The sequence below is a fragment of the Arthrobacter sp. ES3-54 genome (assembly GCF_029504395.1).
Taxonomy (GTDB): Bacteria; Actinomycetota; Actinomycetes; order Actinomycetales; family Micrococcaceae; genus Arthrobacter.
Genome location: NZ_JAQFIF010000012.1, coordinates 75,109 through 101,802, shown reverse-complemented (window position 1 = coordinate 101,802; position 26,694 = coordinate 75,109). Strand labels below are relative to the sequence as shown.

Annotated in this window: 28 protein-coding genes; 13 read left to right on the top strand and 15 right to left on the bottom strand. The window is 65.9% G+C overall.

Going from position 1 to position 26,694, the window contains the following annotated elements; translation table 11 throughout:
- Nucleotides 1–180 precede the first annotated feature (180 nt).
- Entirely contained in the window at nucleotides 181–1,638 is a 1,458-nt protein-coding gene (locus M2428_RS17850) for an amino acid permease (protein WP_277527295.1), read from the bottom strand.
- Between the two features lie 532 nt (nucleotides 1,639–2,170).
- On the opposite strand from M2428_RS17850, the gene M2428_RS17845 reads away from it, so the two are divergent.
- Together M2428_RS17845 and M2428_RS17840 are read left to right on the top strand one after the other, a co-directional pair.
- On the top strand, nucleotides 2,171–2,428 hold the full coding sequence (locus tag M2428_RS17845; protein ID WP_277527294.1) for a hypothetical protein: 258 nt from the start codon (nucleotides 2,171–2,173) through the stop codon (nucleotides 2,426–2,428).
- Complete coding sequence (locus M2428_RS17840; protein ID WP_277527293.1) at nucleotides 2,425–4,323, top strand: hypothetical protein; 1,899 nt, start codon at nucleotides 2,425–2,427, stop codon at nucleotides 4,321–4,323. The genes M2428_RS17845 and M2428_RS17840 overlap by 4 nt, the downstream gene beginning before the upstream one ends.
- A gap of 92 nt (nucleotides 4,324–4,415) precedes the next feature.
- On the opposite strand, the gene M2428_RS17835 is transcribed toward M2428_RS17840, so the two are convergent.
- From M2428_RS17835 to M2428_RS17820, 4 genes are all read right to left on the bottom strand, one after another.
- Complete coding sequence (locus M2428_RS17835; protein ID WP_277527292.1) at nucleotides 4,416–6,065, bottom strand: ABC-F family ATP-binding cassette domain-containing protein; 1,650 nt, start codon at nucleotides 6,063–6,065, stop codon at nucleotides 4,416–4,418.
- 116 nt (nucleotides 6,066–6,181) lie between these two features.
- Complete coding sequence (locus M2428_RS17830) at nucleotides 6,182–7,057, bottom strand: metal ABC transporter permease (RefSeq protein WP_277527291.1); 876 nt, start codon at nucleotides 7,055–7,057, stop codon at nucleotides 6,182–6,184.
- A gap of 3 nt (nucleotides 7,058–7,060) precedes the next feature.
- Nucleotides 7,061–7,879, bottom strand: coding sequence for a metal ABC transporter ATP-binding protein (locus tag M2428_RS17825; RefSeq protein ID WP_277527290.1), 819 nt, complete (start codon nucleotides 7,877–7,879; stop codon nucleotides 7,061–7,063).
- A complete protein-coding gene (locus M2428_RS17820; RefSeq protein ID WP_277527289.1) occupies nucleotides 7,876–8,844 on the bottom strand; it encodes a metal ABC transporter substrate-binding protein in 969 nt (322 codons plus the stop codon). Before M2428_RS17820 ends, M2428_RS17825 begins: the two co-directional genes overlap by 4 nt.
- Before the next feature lie 52 nt (nucleotides 8,845–8,896).
- Between M2428_RS17820 and M2428_RS17815 the strand changes: the two genes are divergently transcribed.
- The 5 genes from M2428_RS17815 to M2428_RS17795 all read left to right on the top strand — a co-directional run bounded on the left by M2428_RS17815 (nucleotide 8,897) and on the right by M2428_RS17795 (nucleotide 13,272).
- Nucleotides 8,897–9,658 carry a CPBP family intramembrane glutamic endopeptidase gene (locus M2428_RS17815; protein WP_277527288.1) on the top strand — a complete coding sequence of 254 codons (762 nt, stop codon included), beginning with the start codon at nucleotides 8,897–8,899 and terminating at the stop codon, nucleotides 9,656–9,658.
- A gap of 80 nt (nucleotides 9,659–9,738) precedes the next feature.
- Entirely contained in the window at nucleotides 9,739–10,179 is a 441-nt protein-coding gene (locus tag M2428_RS17810; RefSeq protein WP_277527287.1) for a VOC family protein, read from the top strand.
- A gap of 21 nt (nucleotides 10,180–10,200) precedes the next feature.
- Nucleotides 10,201–11,154: a 1,4-dihydroxy-2-naphthoyl-CoA synthase gene (locus M2428_RS17805; RefSeq protein ID WP_277527286.1), complete on the top strand. Its 954-nt coding sequence runs from the start codon at nucleotides 10,201–10,203 to the stop codon at nucleotides 11,152–11,154.
- A 23-nt stretch (nucleotides 11,155–11,177) separates the two neighbouring features.
- Complete coding sequence (locus M2428_RS17800; protein ID WP_277527299.1) at nucleotides 11,178–12,323, top strand: AMP-binding protein; 1,146 nt, start codon at nucleotides 11,178–11,180, stop codon at nucleotides 12,321–12,323.
- A 67-nt stretch (nucleotides 12,324–12,390) separates the two neighbouring features.
- Complete coding sequence (locus M2428_RS17795) at nucleotides 12,391–13,272, top strand: 1,4-dihydroxy-2-naphthoate polyprenyltransferase (protein ID WP_277527285.1); 882 nt, start codon at nucleotides 12,391–12,393, stop codon at nucleotides 13,270–13,272.
- A 55-nt stretch (nucleotides 13,273–13,327) separates the two neighbouring features.
- On the opposite strand, the gene M2428_RS17790 is transcribed toward M2428_RS17795, so the two are convergent.
- Nucleotides 13,328–13,651, bottom strand: a complete 324-nt coding sequence (locus M2428_RS17790) for a DUF4229 domain-containing protein (RefSeq protein WP_277527284.1) — start codon at nucleotides 13,649–13,651, stop codon at nucleotides 13,328–13,330.
- A 131-nt stretch (nucleotides 13,652–13,782) separates the two neighbouring features.
- On the opposite strand from M2428_RS17790, the gene M2428_RS17785 reads away from it, so the two are divergent.
- Nucleotides 13,783–14,211 (top strand): PLD nuclease N-terminal domain-containing protein, encoded by a 429-nt coding sequence (locus tag M2428_RS17785; protein ID WP_277527283.1) that lies wholly within the window; start codon nucleotides 13,783–13,785, stop codon nucleotides 14,209–14,211.
- 258 nt (nucleotides 14,212–14,469) lie between these two features.
- On the top strand, nucleotides 14,470–16,056 hold the full coding sequence (locus M2428_RS17780) for an alkaline phosphatase D family protein (RefSeq protein ID WP_277527282.1): 1,587 nt from the start codon (nucleotides 14,470–14,472) through the stop codon (nucleotides 16,054–16,056).
- 49 nt (nucleotides 16,057–16,105) lie between these two features.
- On the opposite strand, the gene ccsB is transcribed toward M2428_RS17780, so the two are convergent.
- From ccsB to M2428_RS17755, 5 genes are read right to left on the bottom strand one after another with little or no spacing between them, the layout of a single operon-like run.
- Nucleotides 16,106–17,224 (bottom strand): c-type cytochrome biogenesis protein CcsB, encoded by a 1,119-nt coding sequence (ccsB, locus tag M2428_RS17775; RefSeq protein WP_277527281.1) that lies wholly within the window; start codon nucleotides 17,222–17,224, stop codon nucleotides 16,106–16,108.
- A complete protein-coding gene (locus M2428_RS17770) occupies nucleotides 17,224–18,996 on the bottom strand; it encodes a cytochrome c biogenesis protein ResB (protein ID WP_277527280.1) in 1,773 nt (590 codons plus the stop codon). Before M2428_RS17770 ends, ccsB begins: the two co-directional genes overlap by 1 nt.
- Nucleotides 18,996–19,751 (bottom strand): cytochrome c biogenesis protein CcdA, encoded by a 756-nt coding sequence (locus M2428_RS17765; RefSeq protein ID WP_277527279.1) that lies wholly within the window; start codon nucleotides 19,749–19,751, stop codon nucleotides 18,996–18,998. The genes M2428_RS17770 and M2428_RS17765 overlap by 1 nt, the downstream gene beginning before the upstream one ends.
- Nucleotides 19,752–19,764: 13 nt before the next feature.
- Nucleotides 19,765–20,385, bottom strand: a complete 621-nt coding sequence (locus M2428_RS17760; protein WP_277527278.1) for a TlpA disulfide reductase family protein — start codon at nucleotides 20,383–20,385, stop codon at nucleotides 19,765–19,767.
- A gap of 2 nt (nucleotides 20,386–20,387) precedes the next feature.
- Nucleotides 20,388–21,053, bottom strand: a complete 666-nt coding sequence (locus tag M2428_RS17755; protein WP_277527277.1) for a histidine phosphatase family protein — start codon at nucleotides 21,051–21,053, stop codon at nucleotides 20,388–20,390.
- 213 nt (nucleotides 21,054–21,266) lie between these two features.
- Between M2428_RS17755 and M2428_RS17750 the strand changes: the two genes are divergently transcribed.
- The 3 genes from M2428_RS17750 to M2428_RS17740 all read left to right on the top strand — a co-directional run bounded on the left by M2428_RS17750 (nucleotide 21,267) and on the right by M2428_RS17740 (nucleotide 23,787).
- The gene (locus M2428_RS17750) at nucleotides 21,267–21,815 is read left to right on the top strand and encodes a YceI family protein (RefSeq protein WP_028278101.1); all 549 of its coding nucleotides are present in this window, start codon (nucleotides 21,267–21,269) and stop codon (nucleotides 21,813–21,815) included.
- A gap of 596 nt (nucleotides 21,816–22,411) precedes the next feature.
- The gene (locus M2428_RS17745; protein WP_277527276.1) at nucleotides 22,412–22,807 is read left to right on the top strand and encodes a hypothetical protein; all 396 of its coding nucleotides are present in this window, start codon (nucleotides 22,412–22,414) and stop codon (nucleotides 22,805–22,807) included.
- Between the two features lie 215 nt (nucleotides 22,808–23,022).
- On the top strand, nucleotides 23,023–23,787 hold the full coding sequence (locus tag M2428_RS17740; protein ID WP_277527275.1) for a hypothetical protein: 765 nt from the start codon (nucleotides 23,023–23,025) through the stop codon (nucleotides 23,785–23,787).
- A 78-nt stretch (nucleotides 23,788–23,865) separates the two neighbouring features.
- Here M2428_RS17740 and M2428_RS17735 read toward each other — a convergent pair whose 3' ends face one another.
- Together M2428_RS17735 and M2428_RS17730 are read right to left on the bottom strand one after the other, a co-directional pair.
- On the bottom strand, nucleotides 23,866–24,561 hold the full coding sequence (locus M2428_RS17735) for a redox-sensing transcriptional repressor Rex (RefSeq protein ID WP_277527274.1): 696 nt from the start codon (nucleotides 24,559–24,561) through the stop codon (nucleotides 23,866–23,868).
- A gap of 74 nt (nucleotides 24,562–24,635) precedes the next feature.
- Entirely contained in the window at nucleotides 24,636–24,908 is a 273-nt protein-coding gene (locus M2428_RS17730; protein ID WP_277527273.1) for a glutaredoxin family protein, read from the bottom strand.
- A 128-nt stretch (nucleotides 24,909–25,036) separates the two neighbouring features.
- Here M2428_RS17730 and M2428_RS17725 point away from each other — a divergent pair, with 128 nt between their 5' ends.
- Entirely contained in the window at nucleotides 25,037–25,855 is an 819-nt protein-coding gene (locus M2428_RS17725) for an HAD-IB family hydrolase (RefSeq protein WP_277527272.1), read from the top strand.
- Between the two features lie 154 nt (nucleotides 25,856–26,009).
- Here the strand turns inward: M2428_RS17725 and M2428_RS17720 are convergent, their stop codons facing one another.
- Together M2428_RS17720 and M2428_RS17715 are read right to left on the bottom strand one after the other, a co-directional pair.
- Nucleotides 26,010–26,108, bottom strand: a complete 99-nt coding sequence (locus M2428_RS17720) for an AURKAIP1/COX24 domain-containing protein (protein WP_003792170.1) — start codon at nucleotides 26,106–26,108, stop codon at nucleotides 26,010–26,012.
- Nucleotides 26,109–26,313: 205 nt separating this feature from the next.
- The gene (locus M2428_RS17715) at nucleotides 26,314–26,535 is read right to left on the bottom strand and encodes a helix-turn-helix domain-containing protein (protein ID WP_090574680.1); all 222 of its coding nucleotides are present in this window, start codon (nucleotides 26,533–26,535) and stop codon (nucleotides 26,314–26,316) included.
- Nucleotides 26,536–26,694: the final 159 nt, after the last annotated feature.

Below are 26,694 nucleotides of genomic sequence, written 5' to 3'. Positions count from 1 at the left end.
GGCCGCCCACGCAAAACGCTCGACTGGGATACCCCAGCCGAGCGTCTGCGTGATCTACTAATGACCACCTAGCCACCAGCGGTGTTGCAACGACCGTTAGAACCCAAGGGTGATTGCCGCCGCCGTCGCGCATCATGCCGCGCTACAGCTTGTTGCGGTCCGTATCGGGACCGGTGGGTCCTAGCTGAAGAGCTCGCTCTTGGGGGCGTTGTTCTTGACCTTCTGCCAGCCCAGCCACAGCACCAGGGCGAAGAACGGAACGGTCGCCAGGGTCCACAGGCCCAGGTGGAAGACCTCGCCGGTCTTGCTGGTCATGGTGTCGAAGCCGATCAGCACGGTGATGGCCAGCAGCGCGACCAGTCCGGCCCAGCTGGTCCAGGGCGAGCCCGGCATGGGGAGGCTGGAGACGCGGCCCTTCTGGTGGCGCAGTGCGATCTGGCTGGCGAAGATGGCACCCCACGTGAAGATCACGCCGATCGAGGCGGTGTTCAGCGCGAGGTCGAAGGCGTGCGAGCCGCCCAGCCAGATGTTCAGCATGATGCCCACGAGGTAGAAAGCGGCGATCGCGAGGATGGCGGCGTACGGCACGTGGCGCTTGGACATTTTGGTGAGCCACTGCGGGGCATGCCCATTGTTGGCCATGGTGCGGAAGACACGGCCGATCGAGTACAGGCCCGAGTTGCAGGAGGACAGCGCGGCGGTGATGACGATCATGTTCATGACGTCGCCCACCCAGCCGAGGCCCATCTGGCCAAACACGGTGACAAACGGGGACACGCCGGCCTTGTACTGGTCCGAGGGCAGCAGCATGGCCAGCAGCAGGACAGAACCGACGTAGAAGACCACAATGCGCAGTACGACGGCGCGGATCGCCTTGGGCACTTCGCGCTTGGCGTTCTGCATCTCGCCGGCGGTGATGCCGACGAGTTCGATGCCGTTGTAGGCGAAGATCACGGCGTTGAGCACGAGGACCATAACGAGGGCGCCCTTGGGGAACATCCCGCCGTCGTCGGCAAAGAGGTTGGCCACCGAGGCGTGGCCATCGCCCACCTTGGCGTTGGTGACCACCATGAAGGTGCCGACGGCCAGGAAGATCAAGATGGCGCCGACCTTGAGGCAGGAGGCCCAGAATTCAAACTCGCCGAACGCCTTGACGCTGAGCAGGTTGACGGCCACCAGCAGCGCGAGGGCGGCAATCGCGGAGGCTTCCACCGGGACGTTGGGGAAGAAGAACTGGAAGTACAGGCCGATCGCGATCAGCTCCGCGATCCCGGTCATGCCCCAGTTGATGAAATACATCCAGCCGGAGAGGAAGGCGCCCTTCTTGCCGAACATTTCGCCGGCGTAGCTGACGAAGGAGCCCGAGGTCTGGCGGTACATGATGAGCTCGCCCAGTGCCCGCATCAGCAGGTACGCGATCACGCCGGCAATGGCATAGGAGAAGATCAGCGCCGGGCCCGTGGAGGCCAGGCGTCCGCCGGCCCCCATGAACAGGCCGACGCCGATTGCGCCGCCCATCGAGATCATCGTCACGTGGCGGCCACTCAGGGTCTTCTTGTAGCCCTCGGCGCTGAGGGTCGAGTCGACGGCGGGTTGCGCCGGCGCGCTCTTGAGTTCTGTGGGGGTAATTGATGGCACAGCTGATTCCTTGTAGGTCGAGGTATGGCCGGAACGGGACTGTGGATTCAAGTACACAAAATTCGGGTCTAGGCCTCTTGCAGGGGCCAAGACATGTACCGAACCTCACAAGTGTCGAAGCTCGCGCGGCTCGTCTATCGTACTAGCATTCAGGACCCCGGCGTGACCCGGGCAACACCCGGATCCGCCCCGAAACAGCCACAACACCGGTAATTTGACGCAAAAGCGCAGGTCAGAGGGCTGCTTCCATTACCCTGAGCACACCGGCGGGAACTTTCCGCCCGGTGTGCCTGCAACTCAGTGCAGGCCACGGCAGGAACGCCGTAAGTCAGGGGGGACCATGAAACAGAGAGCGCTACTGCCTGCAGTGTTGCTTCTCGTACTGGCGGGGTGTTCGAGCGGCGGTTCCGGTCCGGCCGGACCCAGCACCGCAGCAACGCCAGCACCATCAACATCACAGACATCAGGATCGCCGGCGCCGGGTACCTCCGAGCCTGGCGATGTTTCCACTTCGCTGAACGCGCCCGACGCATTGCGGCAGCACGTTTGCACCGCAACAGCCGACGGGTCGTGGTCCTTCAAGGGCACCCTCGTCAACAACTCGGATAAGAACAGGGTGTTCACCGTGGCCATTGCGGTCACAGCCGGCCCCATGGTGGCAGGGCACGCCCTCATCACCCAAGTCGTTCCAGCCGGCCAGTCGGCCGATATTGCCGCGCCAAACTTCGCCAAGACCAAGGACGGCGGCGGGACCTGCACGCCAGTCGTCTCCGTGGAGGACGCCCCATGACAAAGAAGTTACTTCTCATCACGGCCGTGATCCTCGGGCTTACTGCCGGGCCGCTGGCAGTCGGGCCGGCCTTCGCTGAGGATGCACCGGTTGCACCGCCGGCAACCAGCCCGGCGGCCACGCCGACCGCAACGCCGGCACCGACCGGAACGCCGGCACCGACCGGATCCGCATCCGCTCCCGCCGGTCCGGTTCCAAAAATAACCGCAGCTCCCGCTGCGACGGCGAAAGCCACCACGGAGCAGATACGGCCCCTTGTCGAACCGACGAAGACCCCGACGACAGAGCCGACGCCTCCGTCCGTCGTCGTCCGAGGAGGCATCGAGACGAAGTGGACGGCGCTGAAGGGTGCCGCCGGGGTCCTCGGCGCGCCGACCGCCGGCGAGGTCTGCTCACTTGGCGTCTGCAGCCAGACGTTCGACGGCGGATCCATTTTCTGGACCAGGGCAACAGGGGCGCACCCGGTCCTGCTGACCGAAGGACACACCGGCCCCCGCTGGCACGCTAAGGGCGGCCTGGCGATTTTCGGCTATCCCGTCACGGATGAGAAATCGGTGTCTGGAGGAACTATCCAGAAGTTCTCCAGTGGCCGCATCCTGGCATGGACAGGCACAAGGATGCTGGAGTTCTCGGCCATAAGTGGCATCGGGAGCCGTTGGGCCGCCGCCGGCGGCGAGGCCGTCCTGGGCCTCCCGGTCACCGCCGAGGCCTGCGGGCTGAAGGCATCCGGGTGCTTTCAGCAGTTCGACAAAGGCAACATCTACTGGGCGCCGGGAATCGGCGGCCATGTCGTCTGGGGTGGCATTCTGGGCCGTTGGACGGCCGGCGGCGCGCAGAACAGTTCGCTGGGCTACCCGCTCACGGAGGAAGCCTGCGGGACTGAAGGGGGCTGCGTGCAGCACTTCCAAGGCGGCAGCATCTTCTACTCGCCCACCACGGGCGCGCACGTGGCCCGCGGCGCTATCGGCAGCCGATATTCCGCCGCCGGGACGACGCGAAGCATGCTGGGATACCCGATCACGGGTGAGACCTGCGGGCAACCCGCCGGTGGCTGCGTGCAACGATTCCAGGGCGGAAGTATTTACTGGTCACCCACCACGGGGGCATGGATTTCCGGCAGGGGAATCGACAGCAGGTTCGTCTCGTCGGGTGGCCTTGGCGGCCCGCTGGGGTATCCCATCGCGAGCGAGCGCTGTGTTGCCACCGCCTGTTCGCAGTCCTACCAGCGCGGGGATATCACGTGGACCAGCTCCGCCGGGTCCCGACTATATGGGATGTCTGAATGCCATAAGCTCAACAACGGCCAGGCCAAGTACTCCACGTACGGAGCGAACCGCGTCCTCCTCACTTGGACGCAGGACTACGGAATGTCCCACGCGACCAACCTTTACTGCCTGAAAGTCGCCGGAGCGTATGTGCCGGACTGGCGGACTGACGGCTACGTCGGTGCATCAGGGTTCAAGCGGCCGGGCGTGCCGTCCGGTCCCACGCGGAACCTGTACTCCCCCACTGGCTCATTTTCCGTGACGGAAGCCTTCGGCCTGGGCAACCCGGGAACGAAGCTTTCCTACCGAACGCTGAACCCCCGTTCGCGGTGGGGCGGGAACCCTTGGACGCCCACGTACAACAAGTACCACGAGTCTTCCTCCTGGGTCGGCTGGGACGAGAACATGTGGTGGTTCGCGTCCGGGGGCTACTACCGCCAGGGCGTGGTCATCAACTACAACCGGCCCAACATCGTCCAGGACGCGGGCTTCGCCATTTTCCTGCACATGAACAAGGTGCCGACAGCCGGTTGCATCTCGCTCGATGACTGGGCAGTGGTCGACTACATCCGCAAGTCCACCCCGGGAGACCGGATCATCATGGGGACCTACGGGGCACTGTTCCGTTAGATCCCAGCACCGCAGCCTCAAAGCTAACGCCCGGCGCCCTCGGCCCGGGCGTTAGCCATTTCCGGGGGGGCAAACCCCGGTGGGCCGTTCTGCTACACCAGAGCGCCGTCACGCATGGCGTATCGGAGCCAGTTTCCGGAGCCGGAACCGTGCCCGGTTTCGCTTCGCTTGGCGCAGGTGCTGAACCATTCCCCCAGCGCGCGGTCGTGGCTGACCATGACCAATGTCCCTTCGAAGCCGGAAAGGGCCGCTTCAAGCTGTTCCACCAGCACGGGCGCCAGATGGTTGGTGGGCTCATCCACCAGCATCGTCCCGTAGCCGCCCAGCAGGAGCCGGGCCAGCGCCAGCCTGCGTTGTTGCCCTGCGGAAAGGCCGCCCACCGGCACGTGGAATTCGCTGGTCCGGAACAGCCCCAGGCGAAGCAGCGCCTCGGCGTGCTCATCGATGTTGCCGCCCAGGCCCGAGGCAAAAGCGGGCAAGAGCCGCAATGCCGGGCGCTGCGGGAGTTCCAGTTCCTGCTGCAGGTAGCCGATCCGGCCGTGCCTCGCCACGGTGCCCTTGACCGGCACCAGCGTGCCGGCGAGGACGGAGAGCAGCGTGGACTTGCCTGCCCCGTTGGGGCCCGTGATGAGGATTTTCTGCCCCGCCTCCACGCGGAAGTCCGTGGTTTCCAGGCGGCCGGGCACGGCCACCCCCTTCGCTTCAAGGGCGGGGCCCGCTTCAACGTCTGCCCGCAGATCCGTCGCCAGCTTCAGGGGCACCGGGGGACGGTCGATGGGATTTTCCTCCAGCCGGCGCAGACGCTCCTGGGCATTGCGGACCTTGCTGGTGGCCGCCTTTTGCCACGTGCCGGCCTTGAAGTCGAACCCCATTTTGTCGCCGTCGCGTTGGCGGGCATAGCCCATCTTCCCCGCGACCGTGTCCGCCTGGAGCTGCTCGGCAGCCATCGCTTCCAGCCACCCGTGGTACTGCTGCGCCCAGCGCTGGCGTTCTGCAGACTTCTCCCGCAAGTAGCCTTCGTACCCGTTGCCATACCAGTTGACCGTCCGGCGTTCGGCATCCACCTCAATCACGGTGGAGGCCACTTTGCGCAGCAGCACGCGGTCATGGGAGACCACCACCACCGTTCCGCGGTGCGCCGCAAGCCGCGCCTCCAGCCAGGCCGTGCCGCTGGCGTCAAGGTGGTTGGTGGGTTCGTCCAGGAGCAGGATGTCCGCGGGATCCGCGAGCACGCAGGCCAGTGCCACGCGTTCCTGTTCCCCGCCAGAGAGCGAGCCCAGTGTCCGCATCCGGTCCAGCCCGCCCAGGCCCAGCCGGTCCAGCGCCGCCTCCACCCGGGATTCCGCGGCGTAGCCTTCCCTGAGCTGGTACTGCGTCTGCAGGTTTCCGTAGCGCTCCAGTTCGTCCGCTTCCGCGTCGGCAAGCCCGCGCTCCAGACGGTCCAGCTCGGCCTCCAGCGTCCGGAGCGATTCCAGTGCGGCGTCAATCGCGTCGCTGACGGTGAACTGATCCGGCAGGCCGTGGGTCTGGGCCAGGTAGCCCACGCGGCCGTGGCTGACGGCGGTGCCCTCGTCCGGGGCCTCCAGCCCGGCCAGGATCCGGAGCAACGTGGATTTGCCCGCGCCGTTTTCGCCGACGATCGCCACATGTTCGCCGGCTGTGATGGCAATGTCGACGCCGACAAAGAGCTGGCGGTCCCCATAGCCATGGGATACGCCCGAAAGGCGGAGATGTTCGCTCAAGGAGTCCTCGCAGGTAGATGCCCAGCCTGCCCGGCGGCGGCTTGCGTCCTCAGTATCGCACCGTCGACTGTAAGGAGGCACTGGGGCGCTGGGGCGCCTGCCGCCGTCGGCCGGGCTCAGGCTGCGAGCACAACCGCCTTCTTGCGCCGGGCCTTCGCCAGCCCCGTCCCGATCAGGCCCTGCCGGGGGCTGAACAGATAGACGGCCGCGAAGGCGGCCCCCTGCGTCAGGACCACCATGGCGCCTGAGGCGGTGTCGAGGTAGTAGCTGAGGTAAATGCCTGCGATGGAGCACACCGCGGAAATGGCCGGCGCGATCACGAGCATGCGGGAGAACCGGTCCGTGAGCAGGTAGGCCGTGGCGCCGGGGATAATCAGCATGGCCACTACCAGCACCACACCTACGGTCTGCAGGGCCACGACGGAGGTCAGCGCCAGCAGCCCCAGCAAGAGGGCTCCGAGGCGTTTCGGGGACAGGCCGATCGCGTGGGCGTGCGTGGGGTCGAAGGCGTAGAGCGTCAGGTCGCGCCGCTTGAGGATCAGGATGGTGAAGGCCACCACACCCAGCACAAGAACCTGGATGAGGTCCGGGATGCTGACGCCGAGCAGATTGCCGAAGATGATGTGGTTCAGGTCCGTCTGGCTCGGCGTGACGGAGATGAGCACCAGGCCCAGGGCGAACAGCGAGGTGAAGACAATCCCGATCGCGGCGTCCTCCTTGACCCGGCTCGTGTTGCGGACCACCCCGATGAGGGTCACGGCAATAAGCGCGAACACCAGAGCCCCCAGGGCAAAGGGCGCCCCGACGATGTAGGCGAGGACCACGCCCGGCAGCACGGCGTGGGAGACGGCGTCGCCCATTAGCGACCAGCCGATCAGCACCAGCCAGCAGCTCAGCACGGCGCACACAATCGCAGCCAGCGCCGTGGTGATGATGGCTCGGACCATGAAGTCATAGCTCAGCGGTTCCAGCAGGATGTCGAAGAGATCCATGGGTCAGCTCCTGCCCTGCGGGTTCGAAACGGCGTGGTCAGTGAAACCCCAGTCTGGGAGGTCACTGTCGGGGAGGTCACTGTCGGGGAGGTCACGGTTGAGCACGTCGAGGCCGAATGCCATGGCCAGGTGCTCGGGTTGCAGGACCACCTCGGGCGGGCCGTGCATCAGGACCTTGCGCATCAGGAGCACCGCTTCGTCGCAGAGTTGCGGCAGGGCATGAAGGTCATGGGTTGAGATCAGAATGGTGCAGCCGTCCGAGGCGAGCTCCTTCAGCAGGCGCGTGATGGTTGCCTCGGAGCGCTTGTCCACCCCGGCGAACGGCTCGTCCAGGAGCATCATGGTGGCTCCCTGGGCGATTCCCCGGGCAACGAAGGCGCGTTTCTTCTGGCCGCCGGAAAGCTGGCCGATCTGCCGGCCGGCGAACTCGGAGAGTTCCACCCGGTCCAGGGCGAGGTCGACGGCGGCACGGTCCGCCTTGGAAGCCCGGCGGGTGAATCCCTGATGCCCGTAGCGGCCCATCATCACCACGTCGCGGACGGACAGCGGGAACTGCCAGTCCACGTCCTCGCTCTGCGGGACGTAACCGATTCCGCCGGCCTTGCGTGCCTTGGCGGGCGGTTCACCGTTGATGAGGACGCGGCCGGCGTCGGGCTTGATCATTCCCATGATCGCTTTGAACAGCGTGGATTTGCCGGAGCCGTTCATGCCCACCAGGCCACAGATCCGGGCAGCCTCAAGGGACAGGGACGCGGCGTCGAGCGCCAGGACATCGCCGTAATGGACCGTGACGTTTTCCACCAGAATCGCCGGGTTGCTCATGATGCCGCTCCTGTCAGGCCTTCGGTGATGATCTTGGAGTCGTGCCGGATGAGTTCCAGGTACGTGGGGACGGGCCCGTCCGACTCGGAGAGCGAATCCACGTACAGCACCCCGCCGAACGTCGAACCCGTGGCTCCCACCACCTGGCGCATGGGAGCCTCCGACACGGTGGACTCGCAGAAGACGGCGGGGACCTTGTTGGCCTTCACGAATTCGATGGCCTTGGTGATCTGTTGCGGGGTGGCCTGCTGTTCGGCGTTAACGGCCCAGATGTAGACCTCCCGGAGGCCGGCGTCGCGCGCCAGGTAGGAGAATGCGCCCTCGCACGTCACCAGGGCCCGCTGCGCCTCGGGGACGGTCGCAAGCTTCTGGACCATTTCATCTTTCACGGACTGCAGCTTGGCCTTGTAGGCCGCGCCGTTCGCCTCAAAGACCGCAGCGTTGTCCGGGTCCAGCTTCGAGAACGCTTTGACCATGTTGTCCACATAAATTTGGACGTTGACCGGCGACATCCACGCGTGCGGGTTCGGTTTGCCCTGATAGGAGTCTTCACTGATGGACATCACCTCCACGCCTTCGCTCACCACGGCATGCGGAACGTCCAGGCCTTCAACGAACTGGGCAAACCAGGCCTCAAGGTTCAGGCCGTTGTCCAGGATCAGGTCAGCCTTGGCCGCCTTGCGGATATCGCCCGGGGTGGGCTCGTAGCCGTGGATCTCAGCGCCGGCCTTGGTGATGGACTCGACCTGCAGCTTGTCCCCCGCCACGTTCTGCGCCACTTCGGCAAGGACCGTGAAGGTGGTCAGGACAACGGGCTTCCCGCCACCGGAACCCTGGCCCTCGGCGGCACCCCCGCAGGCGGCCAGGGACAGGCAGAGAAGAATGGCAGCGACGGCGGCCCCGGCAGCACTAACGGGACGGGATCGGCGGACAATTTTGGCGCACCGAAAAGAAAATTTAGGCATACCGAATATTGTACGTGACCGGGTCGCCCTGCCGCGGCGCTAGGCTGGGGACATGGGCACAGCTCTCCGCACACCACCCGCGCCGCAGCCGGAGCTTTACCGGTTCTCCCGGCTCGATTTCATCACCGTTGGACTCTACGTTGCCGTGGCTGCATTCTTCGCCGTGGCAGGCGCGCTGTTGGCGCCGCTGCTGCTGCAGATATCACCCAATCCTGCGGTGGCGTCCTACGCGGTGAACCTGATCTTTTACGCCACCATCGGCGCCCTTGCCCTGGCCGCCGCGCGGCGCGTCGCCGCCCGCGACCTCCGCGTCCTGGCCACAAGGCCCTGGTTCACGGCGCTTATGGTGCCGCTGGCCGTAGTGGTGATGCTCATCCTCACCGCGGTTCTCGTGGCCGTCAGCGGGCCGGTGCAGACCTCCGCCAATCAGGCCGGGCTCCAGGCGCTCATGCAGCAGGTCCCGGTCTGGCTCATGGTGCCCCTGCTGGTGATCGTGGGTCCGTTCGTCGAGGAATACATTTTCCGCCACCTGCTGATCGGCAAACTGAGCCGCCGGGTCAACCTCTGGGTCTGCTGTGCCCTGTCCGTGGTCCTCTTCGGAGCCCTGCACATCGTGGGCCAGGAACAAATGACCCTGCAGGTGCTGATGCCCTACCTCGCCATGGGCGCCGTGCTGGTGTTTGTGTACGTCTGGACCGGGAAGAACGTGATGTTCTCCTACTTCGTCCACGCCTCCAAGAACCTCCTCGCGGTCATCTTCATCTATGCGATTCCGCCGGAGGTCCTCGAACAGCTGCAGCAGGTCCAGGGCTAGCCGAAGCGCTATTAGGAGGCAGCGGGAGATCTGCGGGCCGGGCCCTTCCGGCGCGGGCGCCGACGTCGTAGGTTCTTTCCATGACACTGAACATCCAGATCGCCGTCGACTGCAAGAACCCGCACGAGCTCGCCGACTGGTGGGCTGAAACACTGGAATGGGCCGTGGAGCCCCAGGATGAGGTGTTCATCCACTCCATGATCGAACAGGGCTTCGCCACGGAAGCAGCCACCACGATGCACCACGGCAAGCTCGTGTGGCGCGTGGGCGCCGCCATCCGGCCGCCCGAAGAACTCGACGCCAAATCGCCCGCCCGGCGCATTCTGTTCCAGATCGTCCCGGAGGAAAAAACCGTCAAGAACCGGGTCCATTGGGACGTGAGGCTCGCGGGCGCGGACAAGGACTCAGTGCGGGCCACCCTTGTTGCGCGCGGCGCCACGTTCCTCTGGACGGCCAACCAGGGACCGCATTCCTGGCACACCATGGCGGACCCGGAAGGCAACGAGTTCTGCATCAGCTGACGCGATTACTAGACTCGGACTGTGAGCAACGAAATCCCCGCCAAGGTATCCGACGTCTTTGACCCCACCCGGTGGCGCACCGTGTCCGGTTTCGACGACTTCCAGGACATGACCTACCACCGGCAGGTGGAGCGTGGCGCGGACGGCTCCGTGGTCCGGGACCTGCCCACCGTCCGCATCGCCTTCGACCGCCCCGAGGTCCGCAACGCCTTCAGGCCCGGCACCGTGGATGAGCTCTACCGCGCCATGGACCACGCCCGGATGACCCCGGACGTGGCCACGGTCCTGCTCACCGGAAACGGCCCCTCCCCCAAGGATGGCGGCCACTCGTTCTGCTCCGGCGGGGACCAGCGGATCCGCGGCCGTGACGGCTACCGGTACGCCAACGGTGAAACGACGGAAACCATCGACCCCGCCCGCGCCGGCCGGCTGCACATCCTGGAAGTCCAGCGGCTCATGCGCACCATGCCCAAGGTGGTCATCGCCGTCGTCAACGGCTGGGCAGCGGGCGGCGGGCACTCCCTCCACGTCGTCGCGGACCTCACCATCGCCTCCCGGGAGCACGGAAAGTTCAAGCAGACCGACGCCACCGTGGGAAGTTTCGACGCCGGCTACGGCTCGGCGCTCCTGGCCCGCCAGATCGGCCAGAAGGCCGCCCGGGAAATCTTCTTCCTGGCCCGCGAATATTCCGCCGAGGACATGGTCAGGATGGGTGCCGTGAACGAGGCCGTGGACCACGACCGCCTTGAGGAGGTCGCCCTGGAGTACGCCGCGGACATCGCCCGGCAGTCCCCGCAGGCCATCCGCATGCTCAAGTTCGCGTTCAACCTGGCGGACGACGGACTGGCCGGCCAGCAGGTCTTCGCCGGCGAGGCGACCCGCCTGGCCTACATGACCGATGAGGCCGTGGAGGGCAAGGAGGCCTTCCTCGAGAAGCGCGATCCCGACTGGTCCGCGTTCCCGTACTACTTCTAAGGCGCACTGTGACTTCCGGAGCCATGAACATCGAGCCCGCGCTCAAGGCGCTGGCTGCTGCCCTCCACGGCGAGGGTCCCGCCGTCGAGCTCTCCGCGGGGCCGGACGGCTCGGCGGTGCTGGGATTCCCTGACACTGCCGGCATCGAGGACGCGGCCGTCGTGGTGCGGACCTCCGGGTCCACCGGCGCGCCCAAGGCGACCGTCCTCACCGTCGAGGCCCTGGCGGCCTCGTCCATGGCGACCGCCTTTGCGCTCAAGGGCGAGGGCCAGTGGCTGCTGGCCCTCCCCGTCCAGTACGTGGCCGGGGTGCAGGTGCTGGTCCGCTCGCTCTTTGCGGGAACCCGCCCCTGGGTCATGGACCTGTCCGGCGGCTTTACGCCGGAGGCCTTCACCGCCGCGGCGCTGGAGCTCACGGACAAGATCCGTTTCACCTCGCTGGTGCCCACCCAGCTTCAAAGGCTGCTGGACGCGCCCTCGGCCGAGACGCTGGCGGTGCTGCGGCGCTTCAACGCCATCCTGCTCGGCGGCGGTCCCGCGCCTGCGGAGCTGCTCGCCGCGGCCCGGGACGCCGGCGTGCGCGTGGTGACCACCTACGGCTCGTCCGAGACCTGCGGCGGGTGCGTGTACGACGGCTTCCCACTCGAAGACGTCCTGGTCCGGGTGGAGAATGACGGCCGCATCCTGCTGGGCGGGGCAACCATCGCCGCCGGGTACCTTCAGGCCCCCGAGCTCTCGCCAGCTGCGTTCAGCGAGGAGGACGGCGTCCGGTGGTACCGCACCAACGACCTCGGTGAACTGGACGCTGACGGCCGGCTCACCGTTCTCGGCCGGGCCGACGACGTCGTCATCACCGGCGGCGTCAAGGTTTCCGCCGCCCATGTCCAGGCTGAGCTGGAAAAGCTCGACGGCGTGCGGGCGGCTTTTGTCGCCGGCGTGCCCTCCGCCGAGTGGGGCCACGCCCTGGCTGCGTATGTCGCCCTGGGCGACAGTTCCCCGGAAGGCATGGCGGCGTTCGCCGACCGCCGGAACGAAACCTGGGGACCGGCGCTGGGCGCGCTGGCCCCGAAAACGGTGCTGCCCGCGGCGGAACTGCTCATGCTGCCCAACGGCAAACCGGACCGCCTGGGCATGACGGTCCTGCTGGATGCGCTCCATCAGGGAAAATAGACAAGCCGCTTCCGGACGGCTCTTCAACCAACCAACGAGTATTCAACCAATCAACGAGGTACTGACCGTGGCCACAGCCGCACAATGGATCCAAGGCGCCCGACTGCGCACCCTGCCGGCCGCGATCGCACCGGTGCTGATCGGCAGCGCAGCCGCCTACGAGATGGATTCGTTCATCCTGCTGAACGCCGTGCTGGCCGCCCTGGTCGCCCTGCTCCTTCAGATCGGCGTGAACTACGCCAACGACTACTCGGACGGCATCCGCGGCACGGATGAGGACCGGGTGGGTCCCCTCCGGCTCGTGGGCTCGGGCGCGGCCAGCCCGGAGCATGTCAAACGGGCCGCGTTCGCGGCGTTCGGGCTGGCGATGCTGTTCGGCCTGATCCTGGTGATCATCACGCAGGCCTGGTGGCTCATCCTGGTCGGCGTCGGCTGCGTGCTGGCCGCCTGGGGCTACACAGGGGGCAAGAACCCGTACGGCTACCTCGGCCTGGGCGACGTCTTCGTGTTCGTGTTCTTCGGACTGGTCGCAACGCTTGGCACCACGTACACGCAGGCGGGGCAGCTCAGCCTCGCCGCCATCATCGGGGCGATCGGCACCGGGCTGATCGCGTGCGCGCTGCTGATGGCCAACAACGTCCGCGACATCCCGACCGACAGAAAGGCGGGAAAGAAAACCCTGGCCGTCCGGCTCGGGGACAAGCACGCACGTGAAAGCTATGTGCTGATGCTCGCCGTCGCGATCCTGCTGGTCATCGTCCTGGCCCCCGCGCGGCCGTGGATGCTGATCGTGCTGCTGCTGATCCCCGCCAGCCTCATGCCGTCCTGGCTGATGATCGCCGGGCGGCGGCGCAAGAGCCTCATCCCCGTCCTGAAACAGACCGGGCTGATCAACCTCGGCTTCGCCGCGCTGTTTTCAGTCGGACTGATCCTCAGCCACGGGTTCTAAGGCCGGGGCTCTGGGCCGCGGCTGTTCAGGACTGCTTGAACAGCCGCGGCCGGGCTCAGGCCCCCGGCTGCTGGGAATCCTTGCGGCGGTTGTCCGTGCGGACTGCAATGTCGGGGTTTGCGTCCACGAGGCGGTCTTCGGCATCGGCGTCAGCCACCTCGCCGGCGCTGCGCATCGGCTTGGCCTTTCCCGAGAACCGGTGGTGCAGCGTCGCAGTGGCTGCGTCGCGCTGCCTCTGGAAGAACAGGAAGCTGATCGCGAAGGACATCATCCCGGCGCACAGGGCGGCCAGGAGCACGCCCAGCTGCAAGTAGAGGAAGAGGGCAAACAAGGGCGCAAACAGCGCCAGCCGAATCAGGGTGTATTTGAGGAAAGCCACCCCTCAAGTTTAGCCGCCAGAACGGCGGCGCTGCTTCGGGCCGCCCGCACCCCTCGCCGCTGCGGGCGGGCCGCCCGCACCCCGGCACAGAGGCAGGCGCCGTCGAGGCGCCCGACGGCTAGACTGAAGATATGCTCCGTGTAGTGGTTCCGATCGTCATACTGGCCGTATTCGTCTATGGACTGGTGGACCTCATCCGCACTGATGCGCGGCTGACCAGGGGCATCTCCAAGACCGCCTGGATCTTCGTGCAGGTCCTCCTCCCGGTGGTCGGCGCCACCCTGTGGTTTCTCCTTGGCCGCCCCCGCGCCACGGACACCGCACCGGTCGCCTATAGCCACCCGGTAGCGCCCGACGACGATCCCGAGTTCCTCCGCAACCTTGAAATCCGCCGCCGCAACCAGGCCGAGACCGACAGGCTCAAGAAGCTCAAGGAAGAACTCGAGGCCAAGGAACGCAAGCCCGATGCCGGCGGCGCGGAAGCCGGCGGCACCGAGGACGCCGGCGATGCCCACGAACCCGGCGACGCCGGAACGCCGGGCACCGACGAGGTTAAATAGCCCGAGGTTAAGTAGCGCGAAGTTATGTAGGGCGCGGTTAAGTAGCGCGAGGCCAAGTAGGCCGGTTGACCGTTCCACTATTCCTGCTGCCACCATGGTGAACAGTGACGAAATGCCCCGCGCCACGCGCGAATCCGGCGCCTAGAATGGGTAGATCATCGGCCGAAGCATCTGGGCTCGGAAGTGGTGGAATGCGTTTGAACAGTGGAATATGTTTGAACCGTGGAATGTGTTTGAACAGTGGAATGTGTTTGAACCTTGGATAACATTTCGCGCAGGACCCTACTTTCCGCCGGCTTGGGTGCCGGCATTCTCATTTCGTTGCCCGGGCCCGCTGTGCCCGGCATCTCAACCGCGGAGGATACCGGGCTCCGGGGCGATCCGTTCACGCTCGGCGTCGCCTCAGGCGAGCCTTGGCCGGACGGCTTCGTGCTCTGGACCCGCTTGGCGCTTGACCCGTTCGCCGAGGACGGCCTCGGCGGGATGCCCTCCCGGAGCATCCCGGTCGCCTGGGAGGTAGGCGAAGACGCCGCGATGGGCAAAGTGGTGGCCCGGGGCCTTGAGTACGCCCATGTAGAGAACGCCCATTCCGTACATGTGGAATTGCGGGGGCTTCAGCCGGGACGCGAGTACTTTTACCGGTTCCGCTGCGGGCGTCATGTTAGTCCCACTGCCCGGACGCTTACGAGCCCCGCACGCCATGAGACTCCGGCGGCGCTCGCGATGGCCTTCGCCAGCTGCGCGAAGTATGAGCAAGGCTACTTCACGGCATACGCCCGCCTTGCCCAGGACCACCCTGATCTGGTGCTGCACCTTGGCGACTACATCTACGAACGCCGCAGCGGCACCGATGTCCGCGAAGATGCCCGCAACCTCGACGTGCTGGAGACCGTAACGCTTGAGGGCTACCGCCAACGCCATGCACAGTACAAGTCCGATGCCGATCTGCAGGCTGCGCATGCGATCGCACCGTGGCTGGTGGTCTGGGATGACCACGAAGTCGACAACAACTATGCCGATGACGTTCCGGAGGACAGGAATCCGGCCGAGATGAACGATACCGCCGCGCGTTTCCTTGAGCGCCGCGCCGCGGCATTCAAGGCCTACTACGAGAACATGCCGTTGCGCGCGTCCTCTGTTCCGGCCGGAACGGACATGAAAATATATCGCACGATCCAGTGGGGCCAGCTGGCCAATTTCCATATGATGGACACCCGCCAGTACCGGGATGCTCAGATCTCCGGCGGCGGCCGGGGCCGGAATCTTGCCGGGCGGCTGGACCAGAACCGCACAATCACCGGCACCCGGCAGGAGAAGTGGCTCCTGGAAGGATTCAAGAACTCCACCCAGCGCTGGGACATCCTGGGCCAGCAGGTTTTCTTCGCCGAACGGGACCGCAATGCGGCCGCCAGCATCGACGACGTCTCCATGGACAGCTGGGACGGCTACGCGGCATCTCGGCGGCGTATCACCCAGGGCTGGGTGGATGCCAAGGTGCGTAACGCCGTCGTACTGACAGGGGACGTGCACCGGCACTGGGCCAACGAACTGAAAATCGATTTCAAGGACCCCGCCTCGCCGGTGGTGGGCTCAGAACTGGTCAGCACGTCCATTACCTCCGGGGGCAACGGTTCGGGTGCCACATCCGATCCAGTGATGGCGTGGAACCCGCATTTGAAGTTCTTTAACAATCAGCGCGGCTACGTGAATACACGGATCACCAAGGACTCCCTTCGGGCGGATTTCCGCGTACTGGACTTCGTCAGCAGGCCGGGGTCCCCAGCCGGCACCAAGGCCTCGTTCCAGATCAACGACACCGTGCCGGGCCTCGAGCCCCGCGCCTAGCTGTACCCGGCCATATGCACTTGCCCCCGTCGGTTCGGGGCGGCGATGCTTACAGCCCCGAGTAGGAGTGCAGGCCGTTGAAGAACTGGTTCACGATCGTGAAGTTGAAGACCACGCACAGGTAGCCGACGATCGACAGCCAGGCGGCACGGGTTCCGGTCCAGCCGCGGGTGGCGCGGGCGTGCAAGTATCCGGCGTAGACCACCCAGATCACGAACGTCCAGACTTCCTTCGTGTCCCAGCCCCAGAACCGGCCCCAGGCCTTCTCTGCCCAGATGGCGCCGAACATGAGCGTAAACGTCCAGCCGACGAACGCGATGGCGTTGATGCGGTAGGACAGGTTCTCCAGGCTCAGGGCGTTCGGGACCAGGCGCATGAACCCGAGCTTGTCGGCACCGCCGGCGGCAATGGTCTTCTGCCGGTGCGACTGCACGAGCTGCAGCGCGGACATGGCGAACGTCAGGGTGAACAGCGCCGAGGACATCACCGCGATGGAAACGTGGATGATCAGCCAGTAGCTCTGCAGCGCCGGCACGAGGTGGCCCACGGGCGTCCAGAAGGCGATGGAGGCCGCAACCAGCATGATGATGGCCAGGCCGATCACAAACGTGCCCAGGAAGCGCAGGTCGCGGCGGATCAGCACCAGCAAGAAGACGGCCACGGCCACGAACGCGCCGGTGGTGAGGAATTCGTACATGTTGCCCCACGGCACCCGGCCGGCGCCCAGCGCGCGGGTGATCACACCGGCCGCGTGGATCGCAGCGCCGAGGACCGTCAGCGCGACGGCCACCCGGGCGGGGGCACGCCGCTCGCCGGCGTAGCGCATGCTGCCGTCGGCGGTCTGGCCCGCACCTGCCGCGGTGCCGCGGCCGGAGACGGCCGACGTCGGACGCTCGGCACGGCCTACGGGGCCGCTGACGTCCGCATCGGAGCGGTCAACGTCGCCTCCGGCGGTCCCCGAACCGACGCCGACGGGCACGCGGGCGGCCTCGGCTGTGGTCGTCTGGGCGGCCAGTTCCGCGGCCTTGAGGTCCACCGCGCGCAGCATCTTGCTGCTCTTGGCCAGGTCCCAGGCGAAGGCGATGAACGCCACCGTGTACGTGCCGGCGGCCAACAGCATGAAGAGCTCGCTGTACTGGCCCATGGTTTCGTTGATCGAGAACAACATTACTGATCCTTCTTCGACTCGGAAGAGCCGGCTGTTGACTGGATGAAGTCTTCTGCGGGTTGTTCAGGGGTGGCGTGTGTGCCGCCAGCACCGTTCGCGGCGGTATCCGCCCGGTCATTGTCCGCCGTTGTGCTGGGAGCGGGCTGGGAACCAGTCGTGGTTTCCTCGCCCAATAGCCATTCCTCGGAGAGGAGCTTGCGGATAGCCGCAGCCTCCCCGGCCAGGCGGTGGTCTTCACCGCGGGCCAGGAGACCGTACTCCACCAATGTGCGGCCGTCCGCGTGGGTGCCGGTGCGGACCCAGACGCGGCGCCGGTTCACGTAGAGCGAGGTCACCAGCCCCGCCACAGCCAGGAGCGCGAAGATCAGGGCGTACAGCTGGCCGGGGTTGTGGTGGATGTCCACGCCGATGTAGCGCTTGACGCCGTCGAAGCTGATGGAACCCTTGCCGTTCGGCAGCGTGTAGCTGCTCCCGGGCGCCAGGACAATGCCTTTCGTGTCCAGGTTGCGGGCGTTGAGCGGCGTCAGCTTCTTGACGTCAAGCTCGAAGACGTTCTGCGGGGAGCCAGCGTTCAGGCCGAGGTCGCCGAAGTAGGAGTTCAGCGTCAGCTGAGGGTTGATCAGCTCCGGGTCACCACTGAAGGACACGCCCTTGTCGGTGACGAACGCCGTCGGCAGGAAGAACCCGGCGAAGGCGAGCTGTTCCGGTTTGGCGTCCGGGACCTTGATGACCACGGAGGAGTAGTAGTTCTCGCCTTGGAGCTTGGCCACCACGGGACCCTGCATGGCGATGTTTCCGGCGCCGTCGCGGACGGTGACCACAGGAGCGTAGCCGTTGCCGGTGAGGTACACGCTGGTGCCGCCGAGGCTCAGGGGGTCGTTGACCTTGAGCACTTCCTTCTTGGCGGGTGCGTCCGGGTTTTCCTTGGTGGTCACGGCGGCCGTGAAGTCGATGGGCTGTCCGAACTTGCCCTTCGATTCACGGTCGAAGGTGATGTCGAACTTGTCCAGTTGCACCGAGTACGGCTGGAGCTGGCTGCTCTGGAAATTGGTGCCGGGCGTGAACTGGTCGTAGCCGACGAGGGTGTTGACGAACGTGTCGCCCTCAACCAGGATCCGCTGCCCGCTGTAGCCGAAGAGGCCGCCGGCTGCCACCGAAACCAGCACTCCGATCAGCGCGGTGTGGAAGACGAGGTTGCCGACTTCCCGCAGGAAGCCGCGTTCGGCCCCCAAGGAGGGGCGGGCCCCGTCGCGGTCCCGGACGTCCACGCGGTATCCGCGCTTCTTCAGCAGTTCCGCGGCGTCGGAAATGGCGGCCGACGCCGGGATCCCGTCGTCGGCCGGAATCACGAGGGTGCCGTATTCGGGGAGCCTGGACAGCCGGGCTGGGGTGCGCGGGGGCTGGGAGCGCATTGCCTTGTAGTGCGCGATGGCGCGCGGGATGACGCAACCGATCAGCGAAACGAACAGCAGTATGTAGATCGCGGAAAACCATGCCGACGAGTACACGTCATAGAGCTGCAGCGAGTCCAGGATCTTCCCGTAGTCCGGGTGGTCCTTGATGTACTGGGTGACAATCGCCGGGTTGGCCGGGCGCTGCGGGAACAGCGAGCCGGGCACGGCGGCGACGGCAAGCAGCAGGAGCAGAAACAGGGCCGTGCGCATGCTGGTCAGCTGCGTCCACGCCCACCGGAGCATGCCCAAGGGACCCAGCGAGGGCAGGACGGCCTCGGGCTTCGGGGACTTCTTCTTTTCGTTCACGCGCTCGCTCATCAGATTGGCAATTTCACATCGGTTTGGAACCAGTACTGCAACCCGGAGACCCAGGTGCCCCATACGCCGCTGGCCATCAGGATGCCGAGCAGGATCAGGATGCCGCCGCCGGTGCGCTGGATGGCGAGCCGGTGCGTGCGGAAGAAAGACATCACGCCGATGCCGCGGCGCACTGCCAGGGCGATCAGCAGGAACGGGATTCCCAGCCCAAGGCTGTATACGAAGGCCAGGAACGCGCCTTTGGCCGCCGAGGAGCCGCCGGAGAGGCTGAGCAGCTGGACGGCGGAATAGGTGGGGCCGATGCACGGCGCCCAGCCGAGCCCGAAGGTGATGCCCAGCAAGGGCGCGCCCCACAGCCCGGCCGGTGGTTTGGCGTGGATCTTGGCATCGCGCTGGAGCCAGCCGAAGCCGCCCATGAACACGACACCCATGACGATCACCAGCACGCCCAGCACCTGGGTGATCCACTTGTTCTGCGAGCCGGTGATAAGGCTTCCCAGCTGCCCGAACGCCCCGCCGAACAACACGAAAATCACGGAGAAGCCGAGGACGAACAGCCCGATGCCGGCCAGCATGCGGCCGCGCCTTTGCTTCTGCAGGTCGACGCCGGTCAGTCCCGTCACGTAGCCCAGGTATCCGGGCACCAGCGGAAGGACGCACGGCGAGAGGAACGAGACGAGTCCGGCCAGCAGCGCGACGGGAATGGCAAGCAGGAGCGATCCGTTCAGGATGGCTTCGGCGAAGGGGCTGTTCACGGCGGGGTCCGCGCTACTCGGCCACGGCGGAGGCGATGAGGGATTTCAGGGTGCCCTGCTGGATTTCGCCCAGGACCCGGGAGGCGACGCGGCCTTGCTTGTCCAGCACGAGGGTGGTGGGCACGGCGCCGGGCGGCACAAGTCCGGAGACGGCCAGCAGCACCGCGCCGTCCTTGTCATTGAAGCTCGGGTACGTCAGGTTGAAGGTCTTGTCGAACGCGTCGGCCGTGGCTTTCTCGTCGCGCAGGTTGACGCCGAAGAACTGCACGCCCTTGGTCTTGAATTCCTGGTGCAGCGCCTCGAGGGAGGGCGCCTCGACCCGGCAGGGGGCGCAGGCGGCGAACCAGAAGTTCAGCACGGTGACCTTGCCGGGGAAGTCCGCCGCCGTGACGGCCGTGCCGTCGAACAGCGTCCCCTTCAGCGCCACGGGACTCTTGCGGTCAGCGACGGCGAACTCGGTCACGGACCCGTCTCCGGCCACGTAATTCTTGTTGTCCCCAGCCTTGGCCTGCTTGGCGAGGGCGTCGTCCTGGGCGCAGCCGGAGAGCCCGAGCACTGCTGCCAGCGCGGCGCCGCCGACGGTCAGGACACGGCGGCGGGACAGCGGAGTCCCTTCGTGGCGGTTGCCGGCCATGGTCAGGCTCCCGGGGTGCTGGCGGCACCGGGCAGGAGGGCGGCAGCGGGCTCGCTGTAGTCGACGCGCACCAGGGCGCCGGCGTCGTCGAACACCAGGGAGGTGAGGGACGTCAACGTGCATTCGCGCTTGCGCGGATCGTGCCACAGCGGCCTGCCTTCGGCGCTGAGCCGTGTGGCCCAAATGGGCAACTGGTGGCTGACAAGGATGGCCTCGGCCCCGTTGCCGCCCAGCTCGAGGGCCCGGATGCGCGCGTCTTGGACGGCCGCGATGACCCGCGCGGCCTGCTCCTTGTACGGCTCACCCCAGGATGGCCGGAATGGGTTGTACAGCCGGGCCCAGTGCTTGGGCCGGAGCAGCTCCGCCTTGGAGACGTGGAGACCCTCAAAGTAGTTCTCGGCTTCGATGATGCGGGCTTCAGTGGTGATCTCGAGGCCCAGGGCATCGGCAATCGGCTGTGCTGTCTCCTGCGCGCGGGTTAGCGGGGAAGCGGCGAGGTGGACGATCCGGGCCCCTTGTTCGAAGCGCTCCCTGAAGTGTTCGGCCAGCGTGCGGGCCATCTCCCGGCCGAGTTCGGAGAGGTGGAATTCCGGCAGCCTGCCGTACAGGACACCATCGGGATTGTGGACCTCGCCGTGGCGGAGCAAATGAACAGTGGCTTGGGGCATGTCTACCAGTTTCTCAAAGATGCCGGTCGATCTGAAATCTTCTACAGAAGGTAGAACTGGTGAGTTTGAAAAAATGTTCCCTGGAGTTGGAATAAAAGATGCAAATGCATGTTTATACTGGGTGAAGCAGTTAGTTGAGTTTTCAACCAATGATGCTTCAACTAACGATCAGACGAACACCCGCAGTACCAACCCGACTCAAGGAGATTCACCATGGCACTTCCCGCAAACGTCACAACCGGCACCTGGACCCTCGACCCGTCGCACAGCGAGATCGGCTTCACCGTCCGCCACGCCGGCATCAGCAAGGTCCGCGGTCAGTTCACCGACGCCGCGGCAACCCTGGACCTCGCCGAGAACGTCACCGACTCCAAGGTCAACGCCTCGATCAAGACCGCAAGCTTCGACTCCGGCGACGCCAACCGCGACGGCCACGTCCGCGGCGAAGACTTCTTCGACGTCGAGACGTTCCCGGAGATCTCCTTTGTCTCCAACACCATCGTCCCCAAGGGCGACGCCTACGAACTCCAGGGCGACCTCACCATCAAGGGCATCACCCGCCCCGTGGCCCTCGAGACCGAGTTCAACGGCGTGGCCGTCGATCCCTTCGGCAACACCCGCGCCGGCCTCAGCGCCGAAACCACCATCAGCCGCAAGGACTTCGGCCTGACCTGGAACGCGGTGCTCGAAGCCGGCGGCGTGCTGGTCAGCGACAAGGTTGCCATCAACCTGGAACTGGCCTTCATCGCTCCCGCAGCGTAACTAGTATTCGGTGCAGTCCGGGCCCGTTCTTTTCGTCCGGTCCGGGCGGCCGACGCCGGCCCGCCGGTTCCAGCGCCCTGCTTCATCTTCGCGATGAAGCAGGGCGCTGTTGTTTGCGCCGCTGTTTGGGCGCCGTTGCTGTTGCCGGGGCGGGCGCCGCGACGGGCCCGCAAAGTCCCTAGATAACAGGGATACGGCGGTCTACAGTGAGAGCCATGAGCAACCCGAGTGATGTACCCCCACAGCAGCCGGGCGCCCAGCCTCCGGCGTCGGGCAACGTCCCGCCAGGCGGCCTACAGCAGCCCCCGGTCAACCCGCCGTCCGCTCCCGGTTACCAGCCACCGCCGCCGGGGTACCAAGGTGAGCCCGGCTACCAAACTCCCCCACCGGGGTATCAGGCACCGCCGCCCGGCTACCAAACTCCCCCACCGGGGTATCAGGCACCGCCGCCCGGCTATCAGGGCCAGCCCGCGGGACATCAGGGCCAGCCTGCGTCTACGGGCGGATTCCGCTTCGAGCTGCCCACTGACCGTCCCAGGAACTTCGGCGATGCCCTGCCCATAGGCGGCCTCTCCGGCATGTTCAAGGTAGCTGCGATGCCCACCGAACTTAAGGTCTCCTACTGGATCTGGCTTATCGGGGGGCTGTTGGGTCTCCTCGGTGGAGTCATCGGGCTGTTTGGGTCTTTCGTCCTGATCGCCTTCGCGCCGCCAATCGGACTCCTGGTGCTGCTGCTTGTCATCGTGGCGCTTGCCCTGGCAACCGCTCAGATCGTCCTGGCCATGAAGATGAAGGAAGGCCGGGAGTGGGCCCGCTTCGCCCTCACCATTCTTGTCGGCATCTCCTTGGTGCTGACGCTCATCAGCGCCGGCGTCGCCGACGGCCGGGGGGGCGGAAGCCTGCCGGGCTTCCTCATCAGCCTGGTGGCGACCGTGCTCATGTGGCTGCCGAACGCCCAGGCCTGGTTTGTCGCCAACCGGGCCCGGTTCTAGGCCTGCCGCCGCATGCGGAACCCGCCGGAGCGTGGCAGCGCCGGGGCGTCCTCGCCGCGGCCGTAGCGGCCCAGGAATGAGGGCTGAGAATACCTCTCCGGAATGATCCACACGGCGGCCGGGCCGGGGTACGGTTGAGCTAAACCATGCTGGGGGCAGGGCAGGATCTCTGGTCCCGTTGGCCGATTCAGTGATCGACACGCAAAGGACCGCTTATGAGCAACCCGCCAGTCCAGCCCTCACCGCCCAACGGCTCCGAGCCGGGCGGGGAATCCACTCCGGCCTACGGCCAGAACGCCCCACAAACCCCGCAGTACGGCCAGCAGACACCGCCGGCCTACGGCCAAAACGCCCCGCAGTACGGCCAGAACGCGCCGCAGACGCCGCCGCAGTTTGGCCAGAGCGCCCCGCAGTACGGCCAGAACGCGCCGCAGACGCCGCCGGCCTACGGCCAGAACGCCCCGCAGTACGGCCAGTCCCCCTATGCCCAGTATCCGTCCGAGCAGCCGCAGGCTCCGGGCGCGGTTCCCCAGTTGGTCAATACATCGTTCTGGCTGATCGTCGCAGCCGGAGCCCTGTGGGTCATCTCGATGCTGGTGTCACTGGGAACCCTGGACACCCCTGCCGTCAGGGACATGTTCGAGCAGCAGATGGCAACGAGCGGCGCGCAGGTCGATTTCGAATCCATCAAGGGTGTCCTGATCGGCACCATCGTGGTGTTCGCCCTCATCAGCGCCGGGCTCTACGCCCTCGTCGCATTCAATGTCCGCAAGGGCAAAAACTGGGCCCGTATTCTGGGCACCGTGTTCGCCGCCTTGTCGATCTTCAACATCATCCCGCTCAGCCTCGCCACGCTGGCGGCACTGGTGGGCATCGCGGCCATCGTGCTGCTCTACCTGCCCGCGGCCTCACCATACTTCCAGAAGCGGCAGTCCTTGGCCAACCCCTATGGACAGCCCGGAGCCCCCTTCGGGAAGTAACCGCGCCAAGAACCACCAGCCAAGAACCACCAGCAGAGAACGGTTCAGCGGGCGCGGGAACCGGAGGGCAGGCCGATCCTAGTCGGCGTCCTCCGGGACCTGCGCCCGTTGTGCGTGGTAGGCCAGAATCTGCAGTTCCGTCGCCATATCGACCTTGCGGAGGTTGACCCCCGGGGGGACCTGCAGCATTACCGGCGCGAAGCTGAGGATGCTCCGCACGCCGGCGGCAATCACCCGGTCGCAGACGTCCTGGGCCACCGCGGCGGGCAGGGCGAGGACCACCATGTTGGCACCCGTCCGTTGCAGTACGGGCTCGAGGTCAGCGGCGTCGCTGACCCGCAGCCAGCCGACCTCGCTACCCACCACCATCTGGTCGGCGTCGAATATTGCCACAATGTCAAAGCCCCGCGACTCGAATCCGCCGTACCGGGCCAGGGCCTTGCCCAGGTTGCCCGCACCGACGATCGCGACTTTCCAGTCATGCGTTAGCCCGAGCGCAGCAGCGATGTTGCGGTTAAGGTACTGGACCTCGTAACCGACACCCCGGGTTCCGTAGGAGCCGACATAGGAGAGGTCCTTGCGCAGCGTCGAGGAGCTAACTCCGGAAGCCTCCGCTAGCGACTCGGACGAGACCCGGTCTACCCCTTCAGCCAGCAGTGTGGTCAGGGCGCGCAGATAGATGGTCAGCCGGGCCACGGCCGCGGGGGGAACCTGCTTGGCGGCAGTCCCGGCTCCCCCGGGGACAGCCCCGGGAGATGAATCCAGCGAAGTCACTATCTGCTCCATTGCGTCGCGTTGTGCTTCCCACTCTAAAGCCCCCGCGCATCACGCAACAAAGCACCCCGCCGTCAGGACTGCTGACCGATGACCCGTTGCAGGGTCCGGGTCAGCCGGGCCTCGTCGATCTTCCAGAAATCCCGCTGGACCCCGTTGACCAGCACCACCGGGATCTCCTCGGCGAACCGCTCACGCAGCCCGGCGTCGTCGTCCACCGATTTCTCCGACCAATCGATTCCGAGCGCAGCGGTGACGCGGGCGACGGCGGCGCGCGCCTCCGCGCACAGGTGACAGTCAGCTTTGGTGATCAGTACGACATCGGGGATAGACGCGGGTTTGGCCATGCATCCACCGTAGCCCGGCGCCCGCTTCGGCGTCGACGCGCGGCGCAGTCGGCCTGAGCCCGGGCCGTCCGGCCGTCGCGTCGCGCCCCGCGGGCGGTCCGGGGCCGGTCATTGACTAGACTCGTGGCATGCCCGAGGAGAAATACGTCATTGTGGCCAGTGAGCCTGCTGCATCGATGCAGCACGGCGAGGCCGCATTTTTCGACGTCGACAACACCCTCATGAAGGGCGCAAGCCTCTTCCATGTCGCCCGCAAGCTTCACCAGCGCGGCGCGTTCACCCTGCCGCAGGCTGCCGGGTTCGCGTGGAAGCAGTTCATGTTCGTGCTGCGCGGCGAAAACATGGACGATGTCCATGCCGTCCGCGATTCCGCCCTGACGCTGGCTGCCGGCATCACAGCGAAGGACATCGAAGCCCTGGGCGAAGAAGTCTACGACGAGATGATTGAGTCGCGGATCTGGCCGGGGACCAAGGCCCTGGCGGAGCAGCACCTCCGGGTCGGGCGCAAAGTATGGCTGGTCACGGCGACGCCGATCGAAGTGGCCACGGTCATTGCCGCCCGGCTGGGCCTGACCGGGGCGCTGGGCACAGTGGGCGAGATCCTGGACGGCTCGTACACGGGGCGGCTCGTGGGCGAAATCCTGCACGGCCCGGCCAAGGCGGTCGCGGTCCAGAAAATTGCCGAAGACCAGGGGCTGGACCTCAGCCGCTGCTGGGCCTACAGCGATTCCCACAACGACATCCCGCTGCTGAGCATGGTGGGGCACCCCGTTGCCATCAATCCCGACTCCAAGCTGCGCCGTTACGCCCGCGAGCACAACTGGCCGGTCTACGACTTCCGTGCCGGCCGGCGCGCCGCCACCTTGGGATTCAAGGCCGCGACGGTCGGCGGGGCCATCTATGGCCTGTGGCGGGGTTTCTCCCGCTTCCGCGGACCCAGCCGCTAGCCCCCGCAGCATTCCGCTGCGGTTTCGGACCGCGCGTCGCGGATCCGGGTAGCCCGTGTCCTTGATCCGGTGCGAAATCTTCCCGCCGGGACGGGGCAAGAAAAATGCCCGCCGCCTGGAAGGCAACGGGCATTTCATGCATTTCGAAGTATTGCTACTTCTTATTGCGACGCTGGTGGCGCGTCTTGCGAAGCAGCTTGCGGTGCTTCTTCTTGGCCATACGCTTGCGACGCTTCTTAATAACTGAACCCACGAAAGTTCCTTACCGGCTAGATGCAGTACCTGCCTGTTGGAAAGGGTCCGCGGGCTAAGCAGCAGACTGAAACAACTGACAGGTTCTTACAATGACGTAAAACGTTCCTTAACAGGGTACCGCCTCTGCGAGGTACCCCACGACCGCGGGCCCTATGCGGGGCCCAAAGCGGTCAATTCACGCTGTGATTGTTGCCGCTGGCTGTTCAGCCAGTTCCGGCGTGCCCGTCGCTGCGGTCGACGACGGCACCCTTGAGGTACTGTTCGACGGCGTTTTCCGGCACGCGGTAAGAGCGGCCGAACCGCACGGCCGGCATCTCCCCCGAATGCACAAGACGGTAAACAGTCATCTTTGATACCCGCATAAGTTCCGCGACTTCCGCCACGGTCAAAAAACGGGCCTTGGAGAAGTTGGCCTCCGTAGACATTTCCCTATTCCTTTGCTCAAGCGAACGGCAGCCCCACCTGGTGACATGGCGGTGTGCCGATGCTGAGCCATCTAACAACCATGTGTTAGCAACACTAGTTGCTCATGGTGCCAATGTGAAAGGCTTCCTCAGGAATCCCCGTACGATTTCCGCAGGAAT

Excerpts from the sequence above, each read along its gene's own strand:
- M2428_RS17740 (WP_277527275.1), top strand. The coding sequence starts at position 23,023 with ATGAGCAACCCGCCAGTCCAGCCCTCACCGCCCAACGGCTCCGAGCCG.
- M2428_RS17820 (WP_277527289.1), bottom strand. The coding sequence starts at position 8,844 with ATGCCTAAATTTTCTTTTCGGTGCGCCAAAATTGTCCGCCGATCCCGT.
- M2428_RS17715 (WP_090574680.1), bottom strand. The coding sequence starts at position 26,535 with ATGTCTACGGAGGCCAACTTCTCCAAGGCCCGTTTTTTGACCGTGGCG.
- M2428_RS17800 (WP_277527299.1), top strand. The coding sequence starts at position 11,178 with ATGAACATCGAGCCCGCGCTCAAGGCGCTGGCTGCTGCCCTCCACGGC.
- M2428_RS17745 (WP_277527276.1), top strand. The coding sequence starts at position 22,412 with ATGCCCACCGAACTTAAGGTCTCCTACTGGATCTGGCTTATCGGGGGG.
- M2428_RS17770 (WP_277527280.1), bottom strand. The coding sequence starts at position 18,996 with ATGAGCGAGCGCGTGAACGAAAAGAAGAAGTCCCCGAAGCCCGAGGCC.
- M2428_RS17830 (WP_277527291.1), bottom strand. The coding sequence starts at position 7,057 with ATGGATCTCTTCGACATCCTGCTGGAACCGCTGAGCTATGACTTCATG.
- M2428_RS17840 (WP_277527293.1), top strand. The coding sequence starts at position 2,425 with ATGACAAAGAAGTTACTTCTCATCACGGCCGTGATCCTCGGGCTTACT.
- M2428_RS17825 (WP_277527290.1), bottom strand. The coding sequence starts at position 7,879 with ATGAGCAACCCGGCGATTCTGGTGGAAAACGTCACGGTCCATTACGGC.
- M2428_RS17785 (WP_277527283.1), top strand. The coding sequence starts at position 13,783 with ATGCTCCGTGTAGTGGTTCCGATCGTCATACTGGCCGTATTCGTCTAT.
- M2428_RS17730 (WP_277527273.1), bottom strand. The coding sequence starts at position 24,908 with ATGGCCAAACCCGCGTCTATCCCCGATGTCGTACTGATCACCAAAGCT.
- ccsB (WP_277527281.1), bottom strand. The coding sequence starts at position 17,224 with ATGTTGTTCTCGATCAACGAAACCATGGGCCAGTACAGCGAGCTCTTC.
- M2428_RS17760 (WP_277527278.1), bottom strand. The coding sequence starts at position 20,385 with ATGGCCGGCAACCGCCACGAAGGGACTCCGCTGTCCCGCCGCCGTGTC.
- M2428_RS17750 (WP_028278101.1), top strand. The coding sequence starts at position 21,267 with ATGGCACTTCCCGCAAACGTCACAACCGGCACCTGGACCCTCGACCCG.
- M2428_RS17755 (WP_277527277.1), bottom strand. The coding sequence starts at position 21,053 with ATGCCCCAAGCCACTGTTCATTTGCTCCGCCACGGCGAGGTCCACAAT.
- M2428_RS17810 (WP_277527287.1), top strand. The coding sequence starts at position 9,739 with ATGACACTGAACATCCAGATCGCCGTCGACTGCAAGAACCCGCACGAG.
- M2428_RS17815 (WP_277527288.1), top strand. The coding sequence starts at position 8,897 with ATGGGCACAGCTCTCCGCACACCACCCGCGCCGCAGCCGGAGCTTTAC.
- M2428_RS17725 (WP_277527272.1), top strand. The coding sequence starts at position 25,037 with ATGCCCGAGGAGAAATACGTCATTGTGGCCAGTGAGCCTGCTGCATCG.